This is a genomic window from Streptomyces sp. NPDC058045, from assembly GCF_042885635.1.
Taxonomy (GTDB): Bacteria; Actinomycetota; Actinomycetes; order Streptomycetales; family Streptomycetaceae; genus Streptomyces.
Window position 1 is genome coordinate 42,376 of record NZ_JBHVRR010000010.1, and the last position, 17,301, is coordinate 59,676.

Genomic DNA, 17,301 nt, shown 5'->3' on the forward strand with positions numbered 1-17,301 from the left:
TCGGTTCGGTGTCGTTGCCGACCGGCCGGGGCGGGCGCGGAGCCGGGCGGGCGGAGACTGCGGAGTCGACGGCGAGCGGATGGGCCAGGCGCCGGGTGCGCGGAGGCCGGTTACTTTGCCGACAGGCCTCGGCTCGGCGGGCTCGCGAGGCCCGGCTCGGTTCCTGGCCGTCGCCGGCAGGCCCGCCCCTCGGCGCGGCAGAGCCAACTCGGTTCGGTGCCGTTCCGGTCGGCCGGGGGCGGGCGCGGAGCCGGGCGCAGGCGGACCGCGGAGTCGGCGGCAAGGCCGGGCCGGGCACCGGGCGCGCGCAGGGCTGATCGGTCTGGGCAGGCGCAGGGCCAGGGGCACGAGCCCGGCTCGATTCGTAGTCGTTGGCACCCGGCCACGGCGCGGCAGGGTCGGGCGCGCGGGGCTGCGACGTCGGCGGCAAGCGGAGGAACCGGGCGCCGTGTGCGCGCAGGCCCGGGGCTGCGAGGTCCGACTCGGCTCCGCCCCCGCCGTCAGGCCCGAGCAGGCGCAGGCGAGGAGAAGCAGCCGAAGACCGTGGGCGAAGGCAGGAAGACCCGAAGAACGCAGGCCCAAGCAAGGAGCCCGGGCAAAAAGTAGGCGCCGAAGAATGCGGGCGCGGGCAAGGGGCGCAGGCAAAGAGAAGCGGCCGACCACCGCAGGCCCCGGGCAAGGAGAAGGGGGCCGGGGACGATGCCCCGGCCCCCAGCCCCTTCCTCCGTTCCCCTGCCCGCCCCGTCTCTCCCCCCGGATCCCAACTCCCGCCGCCCCCCCTGCGGGAACAAGGCGCGAGCCAGACGAGCAGCCGGGCGCGAGCCAGACAGGGAGCCGGACGCGAGCCAGACAGGGAGCCGGACGCAGAGTCGGCGCGAGCCAGACGGAGAGCCAGGCGCGAGCCGGATCCGTGCTAGTCCGTTGCGATCGCGTTGAGGATGTTCATGCGGGCCGCGCGGAACGCGGGGACCAGTGCGGCGAAGAGGCCGACGAAGGCGGAGCCGATGAAGACAGTGGTGATCGTCGGCCACGGGATGTCGAGGACGCCTAGGCCTTCGAGGGCGAGGAGTTTCTGCGCGGTGGCGCCCCAGCCCATGCCGAGCCCGAGGCCGAGGAGCGCGCCGAAGAGGGCGATCACCACCGACTCCAGGCGGATCATGCGGCGCAACTGCCGCCGGGAAATGCCGATCGCCCGCATCAGGCCGATCTCCCGGGTGCGTTCCACCACGGACAGCGCCAGGGTGTTCACCACACCGAGGACGGCGACGATGATCGCCAGCGCCAGCAGACCGTAGACCATGTTGAGGAGTTGGCCGACCTGGTCCTTGAGGGTCTGCTTGAAGTCGGTCTGGTCCTGCACCGAGTACTGCGGGTAGGGCTTCAGGGCGTCCTTGAGGCTCTGGTAGGCCTGCTTCTGCTGGCCGTCGAGGGCCGCCGCGAACATCATCATGTCCTTGGGCAGCTTGTCGGCGGGGATGTACTTCCGCGCCGTGCCGATGCTCGTGTACATGGCGCCCTTGTCGACGCTGGCCTCGTCGGAGGTGATCGCGGCGACCTTCAGATGGGCGGTGCGGCCGCCGGTGAAGGCGACGGTCAGGGTGTCGCCGACCTTCACGTCGTGCTTCCCGGCGTAGTCGTCGCCGACGGACATGGCGCCGGGCCGGTAGGCGTCGGCGAGGGTGCCGTCGACGACCTCCCGCCGTACGTCCTGGGTGTAGCTGCGGTCGGTGGCGAGGACCTGCTGCTTGCCGGTGTTGCCGTCGGGGGCGGTGATCTTGGAGTCGACGCCCAGGTAGTGCGTGACGTGCTTGAGGTGGGGTGCCTTCTCCATGGCCGCGGCGGCCTGCGGGACGATGGGCTGGCCGCTGGAGGACTGCACGATGAAGTCGGCGCCGACGGTCTTGTCGAGTTCGCTGGTCGCCGAGGCCACCATGGAGGAGCCGACGACGGACAGGCAGGCGACGAGGGCGAGGCCGATCATCAGGGCGGCGCCGGTGGCGCCGGTGCGCCGCGGGTTGCGCAGCGCGTTGCGTTCGGCGAGCCGCCCGACCGGGCCGAAGATCCGCAGCAGTACGAAGCTGAGGCCCCGTACCACCACCGAGGCCAGCAGCGGCCCCACGGCGATCAGTCCGATCAGGGTGAGCAGCACACCGAGGCCGAGCGCGACGGAACCGTTGGTCGCCTTGTCCGCGGTGCCCGCCGCGTACAGGGCGCCGGCGCCGGCGACGCTGAGGACCACACCGACCGCGGCGCGGATCCGGCCGGCGCGGCTGCTCTCCGAGGTGCCCGCGTTGCGCAGGGCGGCCATCGGGGAGATCTTCCCGGCGCGGCGGGCCGGGAGGTAGGCGGCGAGGACGGTGACGATGACGCCGAGGGCAAGCCCGATGACGGGGGTGGTCCAGCGGACGGTCAGGTCACTGGTGGAGAGTTCCATCCCGGACGCCGCCATGAACTTCATCAGGCCCACCGCGAGGCCCACTCCGGCGCCGATACCGAGGACGGAGCCGACGACTCCGAGGAGGACGGCCTCCGCCAGCACCGAGCCGTTGACCTGCCGGCGGGAGGAGCCGATGGCCCGCATCAGGCCGATCTCCCGGGTGCGCTGCGCGACCAGCATGGAGAACGTGTTGACGATGAGGAAGATCCCCACCAGCAGCGCGATCCCGGCGAAGCCGAGCATGGCGTACTTCAGCACGTTGAGGATGGAGCCCATGTTGTCGCGGTTGGCGTCGGCGGCCTCCTGCTGCGTCTGGAGCTTGTACGGGCCGTTCAGGGCGGCCGCCACGTTCCGCTTGGCGGCGTCGTCACTGACGCCGTCCTTCACGGTGACGTTGATCTGGGTGAACCGGCCGGTGGCGCCGAGGAGTTGGCGCTGCGCGGTGGCCTTGTCGAAGTAGATGACGGCGGCGCCCGGGTTGGTCACCTTGAAGGTGGCGATGCCGGAGATACGGGCCTTGAAGTCGCCGCTGACCGTGATGGTGCGCAGGGTGTCGCCGAGCTTCAGGTGGTGCTTGTCCGCGGTGTCGGCGTCGATCATGACGTCGGTGGGGCCGCGGGGCGCGTGCCCGGAGGTGATCTCCATGGAACGGAGGTCGTTGCGGGTCCAGTTGCCGGCGAGGGTGGGGGCGCCGGTGGCGGGGCCGACGTTCTTGTTGTCGGCGTCGACGACGGTGACGCCCATGCTGGTGACGCCGCCCTCAGCGGCGGCGACACCCTCGACATGGGCCACCCGGTCGCGTACCGAGGCGGGCATCGAATCGGGGCGGCCGGTGCCACCCATGCCGCCGTCCCCGTCGCCGCCGCCGGCCGGCTTGGGGGTGACGGTGACGTCCGGGGAGGTCGTCGCGAACAGCTTGTCGAAGGTGGTGTTCATGGTGTCGGTGAACACCAACGTGCCGCAGACGAACGCCACGGACAGCAGGACGGCGACCGCGGACAGCGCCATCCGGCCCTTGTGCGCGAGGAAGTTGCGCATGGAGGTCTTGAGCACACTCATGAGGTGCGCCCCCGCGCGTCGAAGTTCCGCATCCGGTCCAGGACCCGGTCGGCGGTCGGGTCGGCCATGTCGTCGACGATGCGGCCGTCGGCGAGGAAGATGACCCGGTCCGCGTAGCCGGCGGCGACCGGGTCGTGGGTGACCATCACGATGGTCTGGCCGAGTTCGGTGACGGAGGTGCGGAGGAAGCCGAGGACTTCGGCGCCGGCCCGGGAGTCGAGGTTTCCGGTCGGCTCGTCACCGAAGATGATCTCGGGGCGGGCGGCGAGCGCACGGGCCACCGCGACGCGCTGCTGCTGGCCGCCGGAGAGCTGCGCCGGCCGGTGCTTGAGGCGCTCCGCCAGCCCCACCGTCGACACCACCTGGTCCAGCCAGTCCTGGTCGATCTTGCGGCCCGCGATGTCCATCGGCAGGGTGATGTTCTCCAGGGCGTTCAGCGTGGGCAGCAGGTTGTACGCCTGGAAGATGAAGCCGATCCGGTCGCGGCGCAGCTTCGTCAGCTTCTTGTCCTTGAGGCCGGTGATCTCCGTCTCGTCGAGGAAGATCTGGCCCGAGGTGACGGTGTCCAGGCCCGCCAGGCAGTGCATCAGGGTCGACTTGCCGGAGCCCGACGGACCCATGATCGCGGTGAACTTGCCGCTCGCGATGTCCACATCGACATGGTCGAGGGCGGCGACGCGGGTCTCGCCCTCGCCGTACGTCTTGACGAGCTGCCGCGCCCGTGCGGCTGAGCCCGTGCGCCCTCCGGTACCCCCGTGCTGGGGAGTGGTCACAGCCGTTGTCACGGTTCTTCTCCTATGTCGGTTGACGGGTCGTCAGCCGGGCCACCGGTGGGGCGTCCTGGCGTCAGGGATGCTTTCCGGGCCCTGCCTGGGCCGCGGGCGGAAAATGCCGCGAGCGACAGTACCGGCCATGGGCCGGGGCGCGGCAGCGGGTGCCGCGACGGCTCCGGTGCCGGTGCGCCGGGGCCGTCGTGATCGGCGGTCGGGTCGAACTCGGTTCGTGCTGAGGGCAGTTCACGGCCGCGGGCCGTGCGCCGCCCGGCTCATTCTGCCGTCACGGGGCGGGTCTTCGCGCTGGGGCCCGGCCCCGTGTGAGGCGGGGGACAACCCCACCCCGGCACCCGCGGTACCGCGCTGCTCCGCGTGTGCCCATAGCTCCGCCGCCGTCCATGGCGTCCCCCGTGCTCTGACGTCCTGTGCGAACAGAGTAGTGAACGCCGGCCCCTGCTCTCGTCGTCCCCTGGGACGAACGTGCACCGCACCCCGGTATGGAGAACCCCCTAGGGGAACTCAACCCGGCGGTGGAGAGGCCTGCGGGCCGCCTCCACCCCCGGTGTCCACCCGGCCTCCACCCGCACCCCTCCCCCGGGGGCCGCCCAACCCCGTTCCGCCCGAGGCCAGTTGAGGAATCCGGGGGGGGTGGAGAGGGGGAGGGGCGGGTCAGTGCCCGGTGTCGGGGCGGCCGGTGAGAGCGGCGAGGGTGGCGCCGACGTGATCCATATGGGCCCGCACCTCGTCCCCGCGGGCGGTGTGCTCCCGAAGGACCCGTTCCGTCTCCCGCTCCACCTGCTCCGCCGCCACCCCGGCCGCCGCCAGCAGCTCCGCGGCGTCCTCCTGACCGTGGCGGGCCGACTCCCGCTCCGCCGCCAGCGCCCGCTCCGCCGCCGCCAGCCGCTCCCCGGCCGCCGCCAGCAGATCCTGCCGCCGCTCCTCGCCGCGCGCCGCCAGACCGGTCAACTCCCGCTCCGCCGCCGCCCGCCGCTCCGCCCGCTCCGAACGCCCCGCCGCCAGCAGCCGCTCACCCCACTCGTACAGCTCCCGTGCGGTCCCCTCCGCCTCACCGCGCCACGTCCCGGCGTCCTCCTCCGCCGCCCCCGTCAGCCGCCCCGCCTCCCCGCGGGCCGCCGCCAGCCGCGCCCCGGCCGCCTCCTCCGCGCCGTCCCGCAACCGCTGCCCCGCGGCGCGCGCCTCGCCGACCAGCCGCTCACCGTCCGCACGGGCCTCCTCCACCAGCCGCTCCCCCGCGGCGCGGGCGCCCTCCCGCAGCTCCTCGGCCTCCGCCTCCACCAGCGCCAGCAGCCGCAGCGCCCGCTCCCCCAACTCCTCGTACGCGGGCGGCACCAGCCCCGCGACCGCCGCCCGCAGCCGCTGCGCCTCCGCCTCCGCCCGCTCCACCAGCGCCGTCAGCTCCGCGACCCGCTCCCCCGCCTCACGGCGCTCCCGCAGCAGCAGCGTGGTGCGGGCGTCGACCTGGGCCCGCCGGTAGCCGCGCCCACGGACGGCGCCATAGCCGTGCGGCGACACCGGTGCACTGCTCACCGCGGACTCTCCTTCTCCTCCGACGACCCGGTCCGTACCCTCGCGAACCCTTCCACCAAGGATGCGCCATTGGTACGGGAAGTCCGAATCCGCGTACGAACCGGCGGAGAGCATGGCAGGGGGACACGCGGCGGTGCGGTGAACGGGCAGGCGCCCGGCCCCACTTGGTGGGGCGGGGCGCCTGACGGGCGGCGGCGGGCGCTACAGGAGGCCGTCCCACATCTGCTCCAGGATCACCGACCACCAGCCCTCCGGAGAGGCCAGCGCCGCCGGGTCCAGAGCCGCGAGCTGCGCCTGGAAGTCGACCGTCCAGCGGCCCGCCTGCTCCTGGTTCAGACCGAACCTCAGCCGCCACATCCGGCCCAGCAGCGCCAGGCAGCGGACGAACTCCGGCAGCCCCGAGTTGACGAACTGCGGCGGCACCGGCGCCCCGCCCGGACCGGCCTCCACCGGCACCGCCACGATGTTCGCCGTGCCGTACTGCACACAGATGGCACGCCCGAAGTCGCTGCCCATCACCAGATACGAGCCCGCGTCGGACGCCGGCTGCACCCCGCGCTCCTGCGCCATCTCCGCGAGCGTCGGCACCGGGCGGCCCGGCTGGGCCTGCGCCCAGAAGAACGGCCCCAGGTCCACCGGCAGGCCCGCCCACATCAGGGTCGTCGCCACCACCTCGGGCACACCCTGCCGGGACACCGCCCGCTGGTCGAAACGGAACACACCCGGCCCGAAGGCCCCGGCCAGCTCCTGCGCCACCCCGTCCGGCGGCAGCGGCGGCGCCTGCTGCACCTGCCCCAGCGGCGCCCGCACCGGCGCCGACCGGGCAGGCCCGTCCGCCACCTGATGCAACTCGCCCTGATGCGCGAGGAGTTGCTGCATACCCTGCTGCCGCGAGGCATGGTCCTTGCCGTACGGGGCGATCGAGGTGATCCGGGCCTGCGGCCAGGTCTCCCGGATCATGCGCGCGCAGTACGCGCCGGGCAGCTCGCAGGACTCCAGCTCGGTGTGCAGCTCCAGGACCTGCTGCGGCGGCACGTTCATCGCCCGCAGCTCGTGCAGGATCTGCCACTCCGGGTGCGGGGTGCCCGGCGCGGAGCGGCGGATCAACTGCTGCTCGGACCCGTCGGCGGCACGGTAGCGCAGCACCGCCTGATAGCCGGGGCCGACCGTGGGCAGCCCCGAAGGCGCCTGCGGCGGATACCCGGCCCCGGCGGGCGGACCCCCAGGCCCCGGCGGCATCCCGGGACCCGGCGGCGGCATCCCCGGACCGGACGGCGGGGGCGGCGCCGCCGGACCGGCGAGCATCGTCGCCGCCGCATGAACCCCGCCCCCCGCGGAACCACCCGGCGGCGGAGTACCCGGAGCCCCCGGCGCACTCGGCGGAGGCGGCGTACTCGGGGTGCCCGGGGCGCCCGGAGGCTGCGGCGGCTTGATACCGCCGCCCTGGCTGGGATCGGCCAGCATCGTCGCCGCGTACGGGACATTGCCGGACGACGGGGTGCCGGGGGTGCCGGGGGCGCTCGGCGGGGGCGGGGTGCCGGGGGTGCCGGGCGGGTTCGGCGGATGCGGGGCGCCCGGGGCGCCGGGGGGCTGCGGGGGTTTGAGGCCGCCGCCCTGGCTGGGGTCGGCGAGCATGGTGGCCGCCGCGTGCACCCCGCCGGAGGGCGGCGGAGTGGCGCCGGGCGGCTTGGGCGCACCGGGCTCGGCGGGCGGCTGCGGCCCGTCCGGGCCCAGCGAGGACACGAGTTGGGTCGGCACATAGGAGCCGCCGCCCGAACCGCCGGACGGGGGCGGGGTCGCCGGGCCGTCCGCGTTCTCCCCGGGGGGCGGCGGCGGGGTCTGCGGAGCCGGGTACCCGTAGGAGCCCTCCGCGGGCGGTGTCTGCGGTGCCGGATATCCGTAGGAGCCCTCGGCGGGGGGTGTCTGCGGGGCGGGGTATCCGTAGCCGGCGTCGGGGGGCGGGGGCTGCGGGGACGGGGTGTTCAGGGCGGGGGAGACGGTGGTGGCCGGGAGCTGGCTGCCGCCCGACATCAGGGCCGTCTTCGCCTCCGGGGTCACCGAGGGCGGCGGGGTGTCATCGTCGTCGGCGCCGACCAGCGGCGGCGAGAACACCGTCGCGGGCAGCGGCACCGAACGGTCCTCCCCCGCGTCCGCGTTGGTGTCGGTACCGGCCCACGGAGTGGGCGCCTCCGGCTCCGCGGGCCCGGGCGGCGCAGGGGGCGCAGGGGGCACCGCGGACTCCGGGGGCGCCGGGACGGACAGCGCGGACGGGACCGGCTCCGGAGCGGGCGGGGCCGGCGGCTCCGGGGCGTCCGGAACCGCGGGGGCGACGGGGGCGGCGGGCTCCGGGCGGTGGTCCGGGATGCCCATCTTGTCGGCCGCCTCCTGGAGCCACTCCGGGGGGCTCAGCAGGAACGACGTCTGGTTGAGGTCGACCCGCTCCGGCTGCGCGGGCGGCTCGGGCGCCGCGGGCACACCGCCGTACTCCTCCTCGTAGCAGCGGATCACCTCGTCCACCGGCAGGCCCGGCCAGAGGGAGGCGTCGCCGGTGTCGCGGGCGATGACCAGGCGCTGGGCGCCGCCCTCCGAGCGGGGCCCGTCCTCCCGGTCCTCCGCCCACGCCACGAAGCCCAGCCCGAACTCCTGTACCCGCACCGCCCGATGCTGGTACCCGGGCACCTCTCCGTTGATCCACTCCTCGGCGCGCTCCTGCGCCTGCGCGAAGGTCACCATCGGGTACTCACTCCCCCACCGGGACGACACGGGCGAAACCGCCGTCCACCATCAGGTTGGCCACGGTCTCCAACTCCGGCGGATTCCCGGCCAGTCGCTCCAGAAACACGTCGAAGTCCGCGCCGCAGGGCAGCAGCAGCCGCTCCACCCGCTCCGCGGTCGACCAGCCGTCCGCGTCCCGCGCGTCGTCATAGGCGCAGAACCACACCGAACCGGTGTGTTCGCCGCGCACCTTGACGGCGAGGATGCCGCCCTGCGCGAAACCGACGCCCAGGTAGTCCTTGGTGAGGTGATCACGCAGGCACTTGTTGATGTACACCAGATCGTCCACCGCGGCCTCGTCGCGGACCGTGAAGAACGGCTGGTCCACCAGCAGCCCCCACTCCGCGTCCAGTGCCGCACCCACCGGGGCGCAGCCGCCCGCGGCCTTCAGGAACGACCGGTAGGCGCCGGGCAGCCGGTAGCCGAGGTCCTCCTCGACGCCCTGGATCCGCCGCTCCGGCACCGACACCCCCGAGGAGGGCAGCCGGACATGGGCCGGCCTGGTCTCCTGGAGCGGGCGGGTGCCGCGCTTGGCCTGGTCGACGGCGGCCGTGGCCAGCCCGCCGTGGTGCCGCAGCAGCGCCTTCACCTCGACCGGCACCAGCTCCAGGCGGCGGGAGCCCGCCACGTGGTGCCAGGTCCAGTGCTGCGGGGTGGCCACCGCGGGGATCTTCGCCCACAGCTCATGGCCACTCGCGGCGGCCGCCGCGTTCGCCGAGACGTAGTCCGTGAGCCGCAGCTCGTCCACCCCGAAGCCCTCCGGGGGGTCCGCGATCTCCGCGGCCACCCGTGCGTACGGCGAGAAGTCCGGGTGGCCGTACTCGTCCATCCGCACGCCTCTGGGGTGCCGCGCGGCGCGCACCGGGTCCGGAAAGTGCACCACCTGCCCGGCGTACGCCGCATTCGGTCCAGCGGTCTGTCCACCGGCGCCGGGATGAGTCCCCAGTCCGGGCCGACCTGTCGTCATGGCGTCTGCCCCCTGCTGCGTGTCACGGATGGACGACAGCCTAAGCGGTACCGGCAGCCCGGTCATCGGCCCGCCGCTTCCGTGACCTGCCGTCACACCTCGTGACGATCCGGGGCCGCGTCCGCGTGTCGCCACCGCCCGGCTTTCCGGGCCGCGGCACCGTTTGGCAGTCTGTTCCCGCACCAACGGGGGACGCAGGACCCGCGGAGCCACCGCGGGGCGGGAGGGAACGATGCACGCGGCACCATCACAGGACGACCAGCGCGTGGACCGCGGCGGCACCCGGGCCGGCCCGGCCCCCACCCTGCTGCACCGCCGCGACGGCATCCTCCCCACGGTCGCCGCCGCCCTCTCGGTACGCGGCGAGACCCTCACCGGGACCCCGGCGCGCGGTGAGGAACCGCCCACGCTGCACCCGCTGGTGCAGGACTTCCTGGACTCGCTGCCCATCGCGAAGCGCGACCGGTTCACCGGGCGCTGCGCCGAGACCACGCTCATCTCCCGGCATCTGACGGCCGTCGACGAGTCCCGCGGCAAGCGGGCCCGCCGCAAGCCGATGACGAACGGCGAGGCCCGCAAGGCGCTGCGGCAGGCCAGGCTCACCACCCGCCGCATCCGCGAGGACGGCGACCCGCTGCACGGCGACTTCGCCCGCCCATGCCGGGCCTGCGCGGCACTGACCAACCACTTCGGTGTCCACGTGGTGGACCCGACCCACGCCTGAGACGACTGAGACGACCGACAGGACCGACGGGGCCATGTACGACCGCACCACCACCGCCCGCTTTCCCGGCCTTGTGGACACCGCGCTCCGCGCGGCGGGCTGGCAGCCCGGCCGCTGGGACATAAGGCAGGCCGAGCACTGGGCGGACACCCTCCGCGGGTATGTGTCGCCCGGCGGGCACCGGCACGGACTCTTCCCGGCCGCGGTGGAGGCCTGGGCCGAGTTCGGCGGGCTGCACATCGAACCGGGCGGGCCCGGACAGGCCCTGGCCCCGGCCGCGCTGTGGCTCGACCCGCTGCACGGCCTGCACATGGCCCGCACCCTGGCCGATCTGGGACGCGCCCTCGGCACCGAGGTGTGCCCCCTGGGCGAGGAGGTCACCGCGGACCGCGAGCACCAGGCACTGCTGGCGATGGACTGCGACGGGCGGGTCTACAGCCTGGACCACAGCGGCGACTGGTACCTGGGCGCCGACCTCGACCAGGCCCTCACCCTCCTGCTCTCCGGCCACCACCCCCACCGCCTCACCTTGGGCTGAGCGGGCGCCGTTCGGAGCGGCCCCGGTGCCCGGACCACCCCGGGTTCAGGTGCGGCCGGTGGCCGGGATGACCGCGGAGACTCGGTAGCCGCCCGCGTCGGTGGGGCCGGAGACGAAAACTCCGCCGAGGGCGGACACGCGTTCCTTCATGCCGAGGAGGCCGTTGCCGCCGCTGGGGAGGCCGGCACCGGCGTCTCCCTGGGGGGCCGGGCCGTTCTCGACCTGCATGGCGATCTCCACGGTGCGGTGCGCCAGCCGCACCGTGGCCCGGGCGCCCGCCGCGTGCTTGTGCACATTGGTCAGCGCCTCCTGCACCACCCGGTACGTGGTCTGCTCCACCACCCGTGCGTAGCAGGGCGGTTCGCCCTCCACGGACAGTTCGACGGTCATTCCGGCGGCCCGGGACTGCTCGACCAGTTCCCCGACCTCGGCCAGCCTGGGGCCCTCCGTACCGTCCTCGGCGGGGGGCACGGACGCGCGGGCGGCCGCGGCGGCCGCCGCCCCGACCTTCGCCAGCGGCAGCCCGGAACCCGCCGCCTCCCGGCCCTCGTCCCGGTCCTCGGCGCGGGTGGCGGCCGGGGGCGGCAGGGGCTCGCCGGAGCGCAACACCCCCAGCATCTCCCGCAGTTCGGTCAGCGCCTGCCGGCCCATGTCGCCCACCAGGGCGGCGTTGCGCACCGCCTTCTCCGGGTCCTTGCGGGCCACCGCCTGGAGGGCCGCCGCGTGCACCACCATCAGGCTCACCCGGTGCGCCACCACATCGTGCATCTCCCGTGCGATACGGGTGCGTTCCTCGTTGCGTGCCCACTGGGCGCGCTCCTCCGCGCGCTCCGCGAGGAGTTGCAGCTCCCGCTCCAGGGAGTCGGCGCGCTCCCGCAGGCTCTCCATCAGCCGGCGCCGCGCCCCCACATAGAGGCCGAGCAGCAGCGGTGGCGCGGTCAGGCCCACCGAGGTGGTCAGCGCCAGGAACGGCACCGCCCAGTCGCCGATCGTCAGATTGCCGTGCGCGATGTCCTGCCGGGCGCGGACGACGGTCACGATCAGCGTGCCCACCATGGACATACCGGCCAGGGCGCCGATGACGCGGCGCGGCAACTCGGCCGCGGCCAGCGTGTAGAGGCCGACGAGGCCCATCAGAAAGCCCATCTGCGCCGGGGTCACCGCGATCGACACCAGCACCACCGCGATCGGCCACCGCCGCCGCAGTACCAGTACCGAACCGGCCGCCAGGCCGAACACCACACCCACGGGGACCGGCAGCCCGGCGTCCCCCGCGAAGTCCACGCCCTCCAGTGCGCATTCCAGCGCCGACAGCAGCCCGAGGCCCGTATCGAGCACCGCGCCCCGCCGGCGGTCCCACCACCACGGCCCGGTCACGGCCGCGGTGCGGTCTTCCCCCGTCGTGGTCATGCCCCCAGCGTAAAGGTGCGGACCACAGGGTCTCAGGTCGGATTCGGTCCCGGTCGCCCGGAACATCCGGGGGAGGAAAGGGCGTCGCGTGGAGGGCCGGTGGTGCGGCATAGTGTGGGGTGCCGACCCACCGAGCAGGCGCACCGTCCGGTTCGGCCGGGTTTACTCCCCCATGGTGTAACCAGGCAGCACAGAGGGTTTTGGTCCCTTAAGTTCAGGTTCGAATCCTGATGGGGGAGCTGCATTCCAGCGGGTCCCGGCCGTTCGCGGCGGGACCCGCCCCCGTTTCCGGTCCGGAACGCCCCGGTATCCTGCGGATGTCCGCCGGGCGCAGCGGTCGTGAGGCCGCCGCCCGGCGCAGCTCCCCGCACCCGAAGCCGAAGGGCAGTCCCGTGAGCGCCAACAGCCCGGCAGCCGTCGTCGTCCTCGCAGCGGGTGAGGGCACCCGTATGAAATCGGCCACGCCGAAGGTCCTGCACGAGATCAGCGGCCGGTCCCTGGTGGGGCATGTGCTGGCCGCGGCACGGGAGTTGGGCCCCGAGCGGCTGGTGGTCGTGGTGGGGCACGCGCGTGAGCAGGTCGCCGCCCATGTCGCCGCGGTGGACCCGGCGGCGCTGACCGCGGTCCAGGAGGAGCAGAACGGCACCGGGCACGCGGTGCGGATGGCGCTGGAGTCGCTGGACGGTCCGGTGGACGGCACGGTGCTGGTGGTGTGCGGGGACACCCCGCTGCTGACCGGCGCCACCCTGGCCGCGCTGTCCCGGACGCACACCGCGGACGGCAACGCGGTCACCGTCCTCACCGCCGAGGTCCCGGACGCCACCGGCTACGGGCGGATCGTGCGGGACGCCTCCGGGGCGGTCACCGGGATCGTGGAGCACAAGGACGCCACCGAGGAGCAGCGCGCCGTCCGGGAGATCAACTCGGGGGTGTTCGCGTTCGACGGGCGGCTGCTCGCCGAGGCCCTGGGCCGGGTCCGTACCGACAACAGCCAGGGCGAGGAGTATCTGCCGGACGTGCTGGGGATCCTGCGGGGCGACGGGCACCGGGTGGGCGCCTCGGTCGCCGCGGACCACCGGGAGATCGCCGGCATCAACAACCGGGTCCAACTGGCCGAGGCGCGCGCCGTCCTGAACGCCAGGCTGCTGGAGCGGGCCATGCTCGCCGGGGTCACCGTCGTCGACCCGGTGTCCACCCTGGTCGATGTGACGGTGGAGTTCGGGCCGGACGCGGTGGTGCACCCGGGGACCCAACTACTGGGCGCCACCAGGGTCGGTGAGGGCGCCGAGGTGGGGCCCAACACCCGGCTGACGGACACCGCGGTGGGGGCGGGCGCCCGGGTGGACAACACGGTCGCGGTCGGCGCGGAGGTCGGCGAGGGCGCCTCGGTCGGCCCGTTCGCCTATCTGCGGCCCGGCACCCGCCTCGGTACCGGCGCCAAGGCCGGCACCTATGTGGAGATGAAGAACGCGACGATCGGCGAGGGCACCAAGGTGCCGCACCTGTCGTACGTGGGGGACGCGACGATCGGCGAGTTCACCAACATCGGGGCGGCGAGCGTCTTTGTGAACTACGACGGCGAGTCCAAGCACCACACCACCGTCGGCTCGCACTGCAAGACCGGCTCCGACAACATGTTTGTGGCTCCGGTCACGATCGGGGACGGGGCCTACACCGCGGCGGGCTCGGTGATCACCAAGGATGTGCCGGCCGGTTCGCTGGCCGTGGCACGTGGTCAGCAGCGGAATATCGGGGGCTGGGTGGCCAGGAAGCGTCCGGGGAGCGCGGCGGCGAAGGCGGCCGAGGCGGCTGCCCGGAAGCAGGTCGGCGAGGACTGACCGGAAACAGGTGCGTCCCCCGGGGCGTACCGTGATATGTGCACACATCCCGGGGGCCCGGAGTTTCCCGGAATGACACCGAGGCTGACTCGTTGCCGTGGGACGCGGGCGGGTGCAGCAGCCGAGAACACGTCGAGGAGACTGTGCTGTGACCGGGATCAAGACGACCGGCGAGAAGAAACTGATGCTCTTCTCCGGCCGCGCCCACCCCGAGTTGGCCGAGGAGGTCGCCCATCAGTTGGGGGTCGGCATCGTGCCGACGAAGGCCTTCGATTTCGCCAACGGCGAGATCTATGTGCGCTACCAGGAGTCGGCCCGCGGGGCCGACTGCTTCCTGATCCAGAGCCACACCGCTCCCATCAACAAGTGGATCATGGAGCAGCTCATCATGATCGACGCCCTGAAGCGGGCGTCGGCCAGGAGCATCACCGTGATCGTGCCGTTCTACGGCTACGCCCGGCAGGACAAGAAACACCGCGGCCGGGAGCCGATCTCGGCCCGGCTGGTGGCGGACCTGATGCGCACCGCGGGCGCCGACCGCATCCTCACCGTCGATCTGCACACCGACCAGATCCAGGGCTTCTTCGACGGCCCGGTGGACCACCTCTTCGCGCTGCCGATCCTCGCGGACTACGTGGGCGCCAAGGTCGACCGGGACAAGCTGACGGTGGTCTCGCCGGACGCCGGCCGGGTGCGGGTCGCGGACCGCTGGTGCGACCGGCTGAGCGCGCCGCTGGCCATCGTGCACAAGCGGCGCGACAAGGACGTGGCGAACCAGGTCACCGTGCACGAGGTCGTCGGTGATGTGAAGGGCCGCGTCTGCGTCCTGGTGGACGACATGATCGACACCGGTGGCACCATCTGCGCCGCCGCGGACGCCCTCTTCGCGCACGGCGCGGACGACGTCATCGTCACCGCCACCCACGGTGTGCTGTCCGGCCCGGCCGCGGACCGGCTGAAGAATTCGAAGGTCAGTGAGTTCGTCTTCACCGACACCCTGCCCACGCCGGGCGAGTTGGAACTGGACAAGATCACGGTGCTGTCGATCGCGCCGACCATCGCCAGCGCGGTGCGGGAGGTCTTCGAGGACGGCTCGGTGACGAGCCTCTTCGAGGAGCAGTGATCCCGGCAGTGCCCCCGCAGGTCCCTCGCGCATGATCCTTTTGGAGTGCGGCCTTCCCGCTGAGTAGACTGCCCGCGTTGCTCGGCGAGGGAGGCCGCACCGCTCGGTGCGGCGGTCCGTAATCGACGCGCTCTTCGTAGCAGGCCAGTCGTGTGGCCGGGTGACCGCCACATCACTGAAGTCCCTGTATACGAGGAGTGCATATGTCCGAGGTGAAGCTCGCCGCCGAGGCGCGTACCGAGTTCGGCAAGGGCGCCGCCCGCCGTATCCGCCGCGCCGACAAGGTCCCCGGTGTCCTCTACGGCCACGGCACCGACCCGGTCCACCTCACCCTCCCCGGCCACGAGCTGCAGATGGCGCTGCGTACGCCGAACGTCCTGCTGTCCCTGTCGGTCGGCGGCAAGAACGAGCTGGCCATCCCGAAGGCCGTGCAGCGTGACGCGGTCAAGGGCTTCCTGGAGCACGTCGACCTGCTGCTGGTCAAGCGCGGTGAGAAGGTCTCCGTCGAGATCCCGGTGCACGCCGAGGGCGACCTGGCGCCCGGCGGCAACCTGCTGGAGCACGTGCTGAACGCGCTGCCCGTCGAGGCCGAGGCCACCCACATCCCCGAGTCGGTCACCGTGTCCGTCGAGGGCCTGGAGGCCGGCGCCTCCGTCCTGGCCAAGGACATCACCCTGCCGTCCGGTGTGGTGCTGGGCATCGAGGAGGACGCGGTCGTCCTCCAGGTGCTGGCCGCGCAGGCCGAGGAGGCCGCCGCGACCGAGGGCGATGAGGGCGCGGAGGCCGCCGAGGCCTGAGCCGCCCCGCTCCCCTGCGCTGCAAGCCGCCGCCCGGTGCCGTGGGTACCGGGCGGCGGCCCGCGTGTACGGGGACTTCGGTGACGATTTCGACCGGTACGACCAGGAAAGGCGGCGATGACGGTGGACGGCGGGAACACACCCTGGCTGGTGGTGGGCCTGGGCAATCCGGGGCCCGGCTATGCGATGAACCGGCACAATGTGGGCTTCATGGTGGCGGACCTGCTCGCGGACCGGGCCGGCGGCCGGTTCAAGCGGAGCGCCAAGGGCCAGGCGCAGATCGTGGAGGGCCGCATCGGCGGCCCCGGCCCGGCCGGCCGGCGGGTGGTCCTCGCCAAGCCCATGTCGTACATGAACCTCTCCGGCGGTCCGGTGGCCGCGCTGCGGGACTTCTACAAGGTACCCGTGGAGCAGATCGTGGCGATCCACGACGAACTCGACATCGACTACGGGGTGCTCCGGCTGAAGCTCGGCGGTGGTGACAACGGACACAACGGGCTGAAGTCCATGACGAAGGCGATGGGCGCGGAATACCACCGGCTGCGCTTCGGAATCGGCCGCCCGCCCGGCCGGATGCAGGTCGCTGACTTCGTGCTCAAGGACTTCTCGTCCGCCGAACGCAAGGAACTCGACTACTTCGTGGACCGGGCCGCCGACGCCGTCGAGTGCCTCCTCACCGAGGGCCTGGAGCGGGCCCAGAGCGCGTACAACGGCTGACCGCTGTTGACCCGGCGGCGGGGCATGGCCAAGGATCGCCGCCATGCCTTACCCAACTGCCGGAATCACCGACTCCGCACCCGGGAACGTGCGCCGCAGTCGCAGCCGCCGCGCCGGGGAGAGCGCCTTCGGGCTGCTGCTCCTGGCGCGGCAGGTGGCGCTGGCCGCCGTCGCGGTGCTGCTGGTGGTGGCCGGGATCTGGGCGTCGTGGGGGACGGCGCAGTATGTGATGTCGGCGCGTGACCACGAACGCGGCACCCTGACCGTGACGTCCTGCGGCAGCGACGCGTGCCGGGGCACGCTCACCCCGCGGTCGCCGTCGTCCGGGGCGAAGCCGCGGACGGGGCTGGTCCTCGACCAGACGGTGGGCGCGAGCCGCGGTGACCGGCTGCCGGTGGTGGTGAAGCCCGGCACCTCCACCGTGCTGCGGACCGGGCTGCCCGGCCTGTCCTACGCCTGGCTGCCGCTGGGCGGCGCCCTGGTGCTGGCCGCGGTGGTGGCCGGTGGCGGCCTCCGCCTGCGGCGCACCGCCTGGGCGGCCGGACTCCTCGGCCTCGCCCTCCTCTCCGTGTCCTTCGCCACCGCCTAGCCGGGC

General features: G+C 73.4%; 13 protein-coding genes and 1 tRNA gene. 8 read left to right on the forward strand and 6 right to left on the reverse strand.

All coding sequences use genetic code 11. The features are described from left to right. Positions 1-913: 913 nt before the first annotated feature. The 5 genes from ACFVST_RS08965 to ACFVST_RS08985 all read right to left on the reverse strand — a co-directional run bounded on the left by ACFVST_RS08965 (position 914) and on the right by ACFVST_RS08985 (position 9,559). A complete protein-coding gene (locus ACFVST_RS08965; RefSeq protein WP_390148324.1) occupies positions 914-3,496 on the reverse strand; it encodes an ABC transporter permease in 2,583 nt (860 codons plus the stop codon). Beyond that, a complete protein-coding gene (locus ACFVST_RS08970) occupies positions 3,493-4,281 on the reverse strand; it encodes an ABC transporter ATP-binding protein (RefSeq protein WP_390148326.1) in 789 nt (262 codons plus the stop codon). Before ACFVST_RS08970 ends, ACFVST_RS08965 begins: the two co-directional genes overlap by 4 nt. Positions 4,282-4,938: 657 nt before the next feature. Next, on the reverse strand, positions 4,939-5,817 hold the full coding sequence (locus tag ACFVST_RS08975; RefSeq protein WP_390148328.1) for a DivIVA domain-containing protein: 879 nt from the start codon (positions 5,815-5,817) through the stop codon (positions 4,939-4,941). 201 nt (positions 5,818-6,018) lie between these two features. After that, complete coding sequence (locus ACFVST_RS08980) at positions 6,019-8,550, reverse strand: SUKH-4 family immunity protein (RefSeq protein WP_390148330.1); 2,532 nt, start codon at positions 8,548-8,550, stop codon at positions 6,019-6,021. A 7-nt stretch (positions 8,551-8,557) separates the two neighbouring features. After that, complete coding sequence (locus ACFVST_RS08985) at positions 8,558-9,559, reverse strand: SMI1/KNR4 family protein (protein WP_390148332.1); 1,002 nt, start codon at positions 9,557-9,559, stop codon at positions 8,558-8,560. 232 nt (positions 9,560-9,791) lie between these two features. Between ACFVST_RS08985 and ACFVST_RS08990 the strand changes: the two genes are divergently transcribed. Beyond that, positions 9,792-10,283: a YwqJ-related putative deaminase gene (locus tag ACFVST_RS08990; RefSeq protein WP_390148334.1), complete on the forward strand. Its 492-nt coding sequence runs from the start codon at positions 9,792-9,794 to the stop codon at positions 10,281-10,283. 34 nt (positions 10,284-10,317) lie between these two features. Next, positions 10,318-10,821 (forward strand): SUKH-3 domain-containing protein, encoded by a 504-nt coding sequence (locus ACFVST_RS08995; protein ID WP_390148336.1) that lies wholly within the window; start codon positions 10,318-10,320, stop codon positions 10,819-10,821. Positions 10,822-10,866: 45 nt separating this feature from the next. Here the strand turns inward: ACFVST_RS08995 and ACFVST_RS09000 are convergent, their stop codons facing one another. Next, on the reverse strand, positions 10,867-12,231 hold the full coding sequence (locus tag ACFVST_RS09000) for a sensor histidine kinase (RefSeq protein ID WP_390148338.1): 1,365 nt from the start codon (positions 12,229-12,231) through the stop codon (positions 10,867-10,869). A gap of 166 nt (positions 12,232-12,397) precedes the next feature. On the opposite strand from ACFVST_RS09000, the gene ACFVST_RS09005 reads away from it, so the two are divergent. From ACFVST_RS09005 to ACFVST_RS09030, 6 genes are all read left to right on the forward strand, one after another. Continuing rightward, a tRNA-Gln gene (locus ACFVST_RS09005) sits at positions 12,398-12,470 on the forward strand. 153 nt (positions 12,471-12,623) lie between these two features. Further along, the gene (glmU, locus tag ACFVST_RS09010; protein ID WP_390148340.1) at positions 12,624-14,069 is read left to right on the forward strand and encodes a bifunctional UDP-N-acetylglucosamine diphosphorylase/glucosamine-1-phosphate N-acetyltransferase GlmU; all 1,446 of its coding nucleotides are present in this window, start codon (positions 12,624-12,626) and stop codon (positions 14,067-14,069) included. A 148-nt stretch (positions 14,070-14,217) separates the two neighbouring features. Beyond that, positions 14,218-15,192 (forward strand): ribose-phosphate diphosphokinase, encoded by a 975-nt coding sequence (locus tag ACFVST_RS09015; RefSeq protein ID WP_390148342.1) that lies wholly within the window; start codon positions 14,218-14,220, stop codon positions 15,190-15,192. Positions 15,193-15,395: 203 nt separating this feature from the next. After that, positions 15,396-15,989: a 50S ribosomal protein L25/general stress protein Ctc gene (locus ACFVST_RS09020; RefSeq protein ID WP_390148344.1), complete on the forward strand. Its 594-nt coding sequence runs from the start codon at positions 15,396-15,398 to the stop codon at positions 15,987-15,989. A 117-nt stretch (positions 15,990-16,106) separates the two neighbouring features. Beyond that, entirely contained in the window at positions 16,107-16,706 is a 600-nt protein-coding gene (gene pth, locus ACFVST_RS09025) for an aminoacyl-tRNA hydrolase (protein ID WP_390148346.1), read from the forward strand. A 43-nt stretch (positions 16,707-16,749) separates the two neighbouring features. Next, positions 16,750-17,295: a hypothetical protein gene (locus ACFVST_RS09030; protein WP_390148348.1), complete on the forward strand. Its 546-nt coding sequence runs from the start codon at positions 16,750-16,752 to the stop codon at positions 17,293-17,295. Positions 17,296-17,301: the final 6 nt, after the last annotated feature.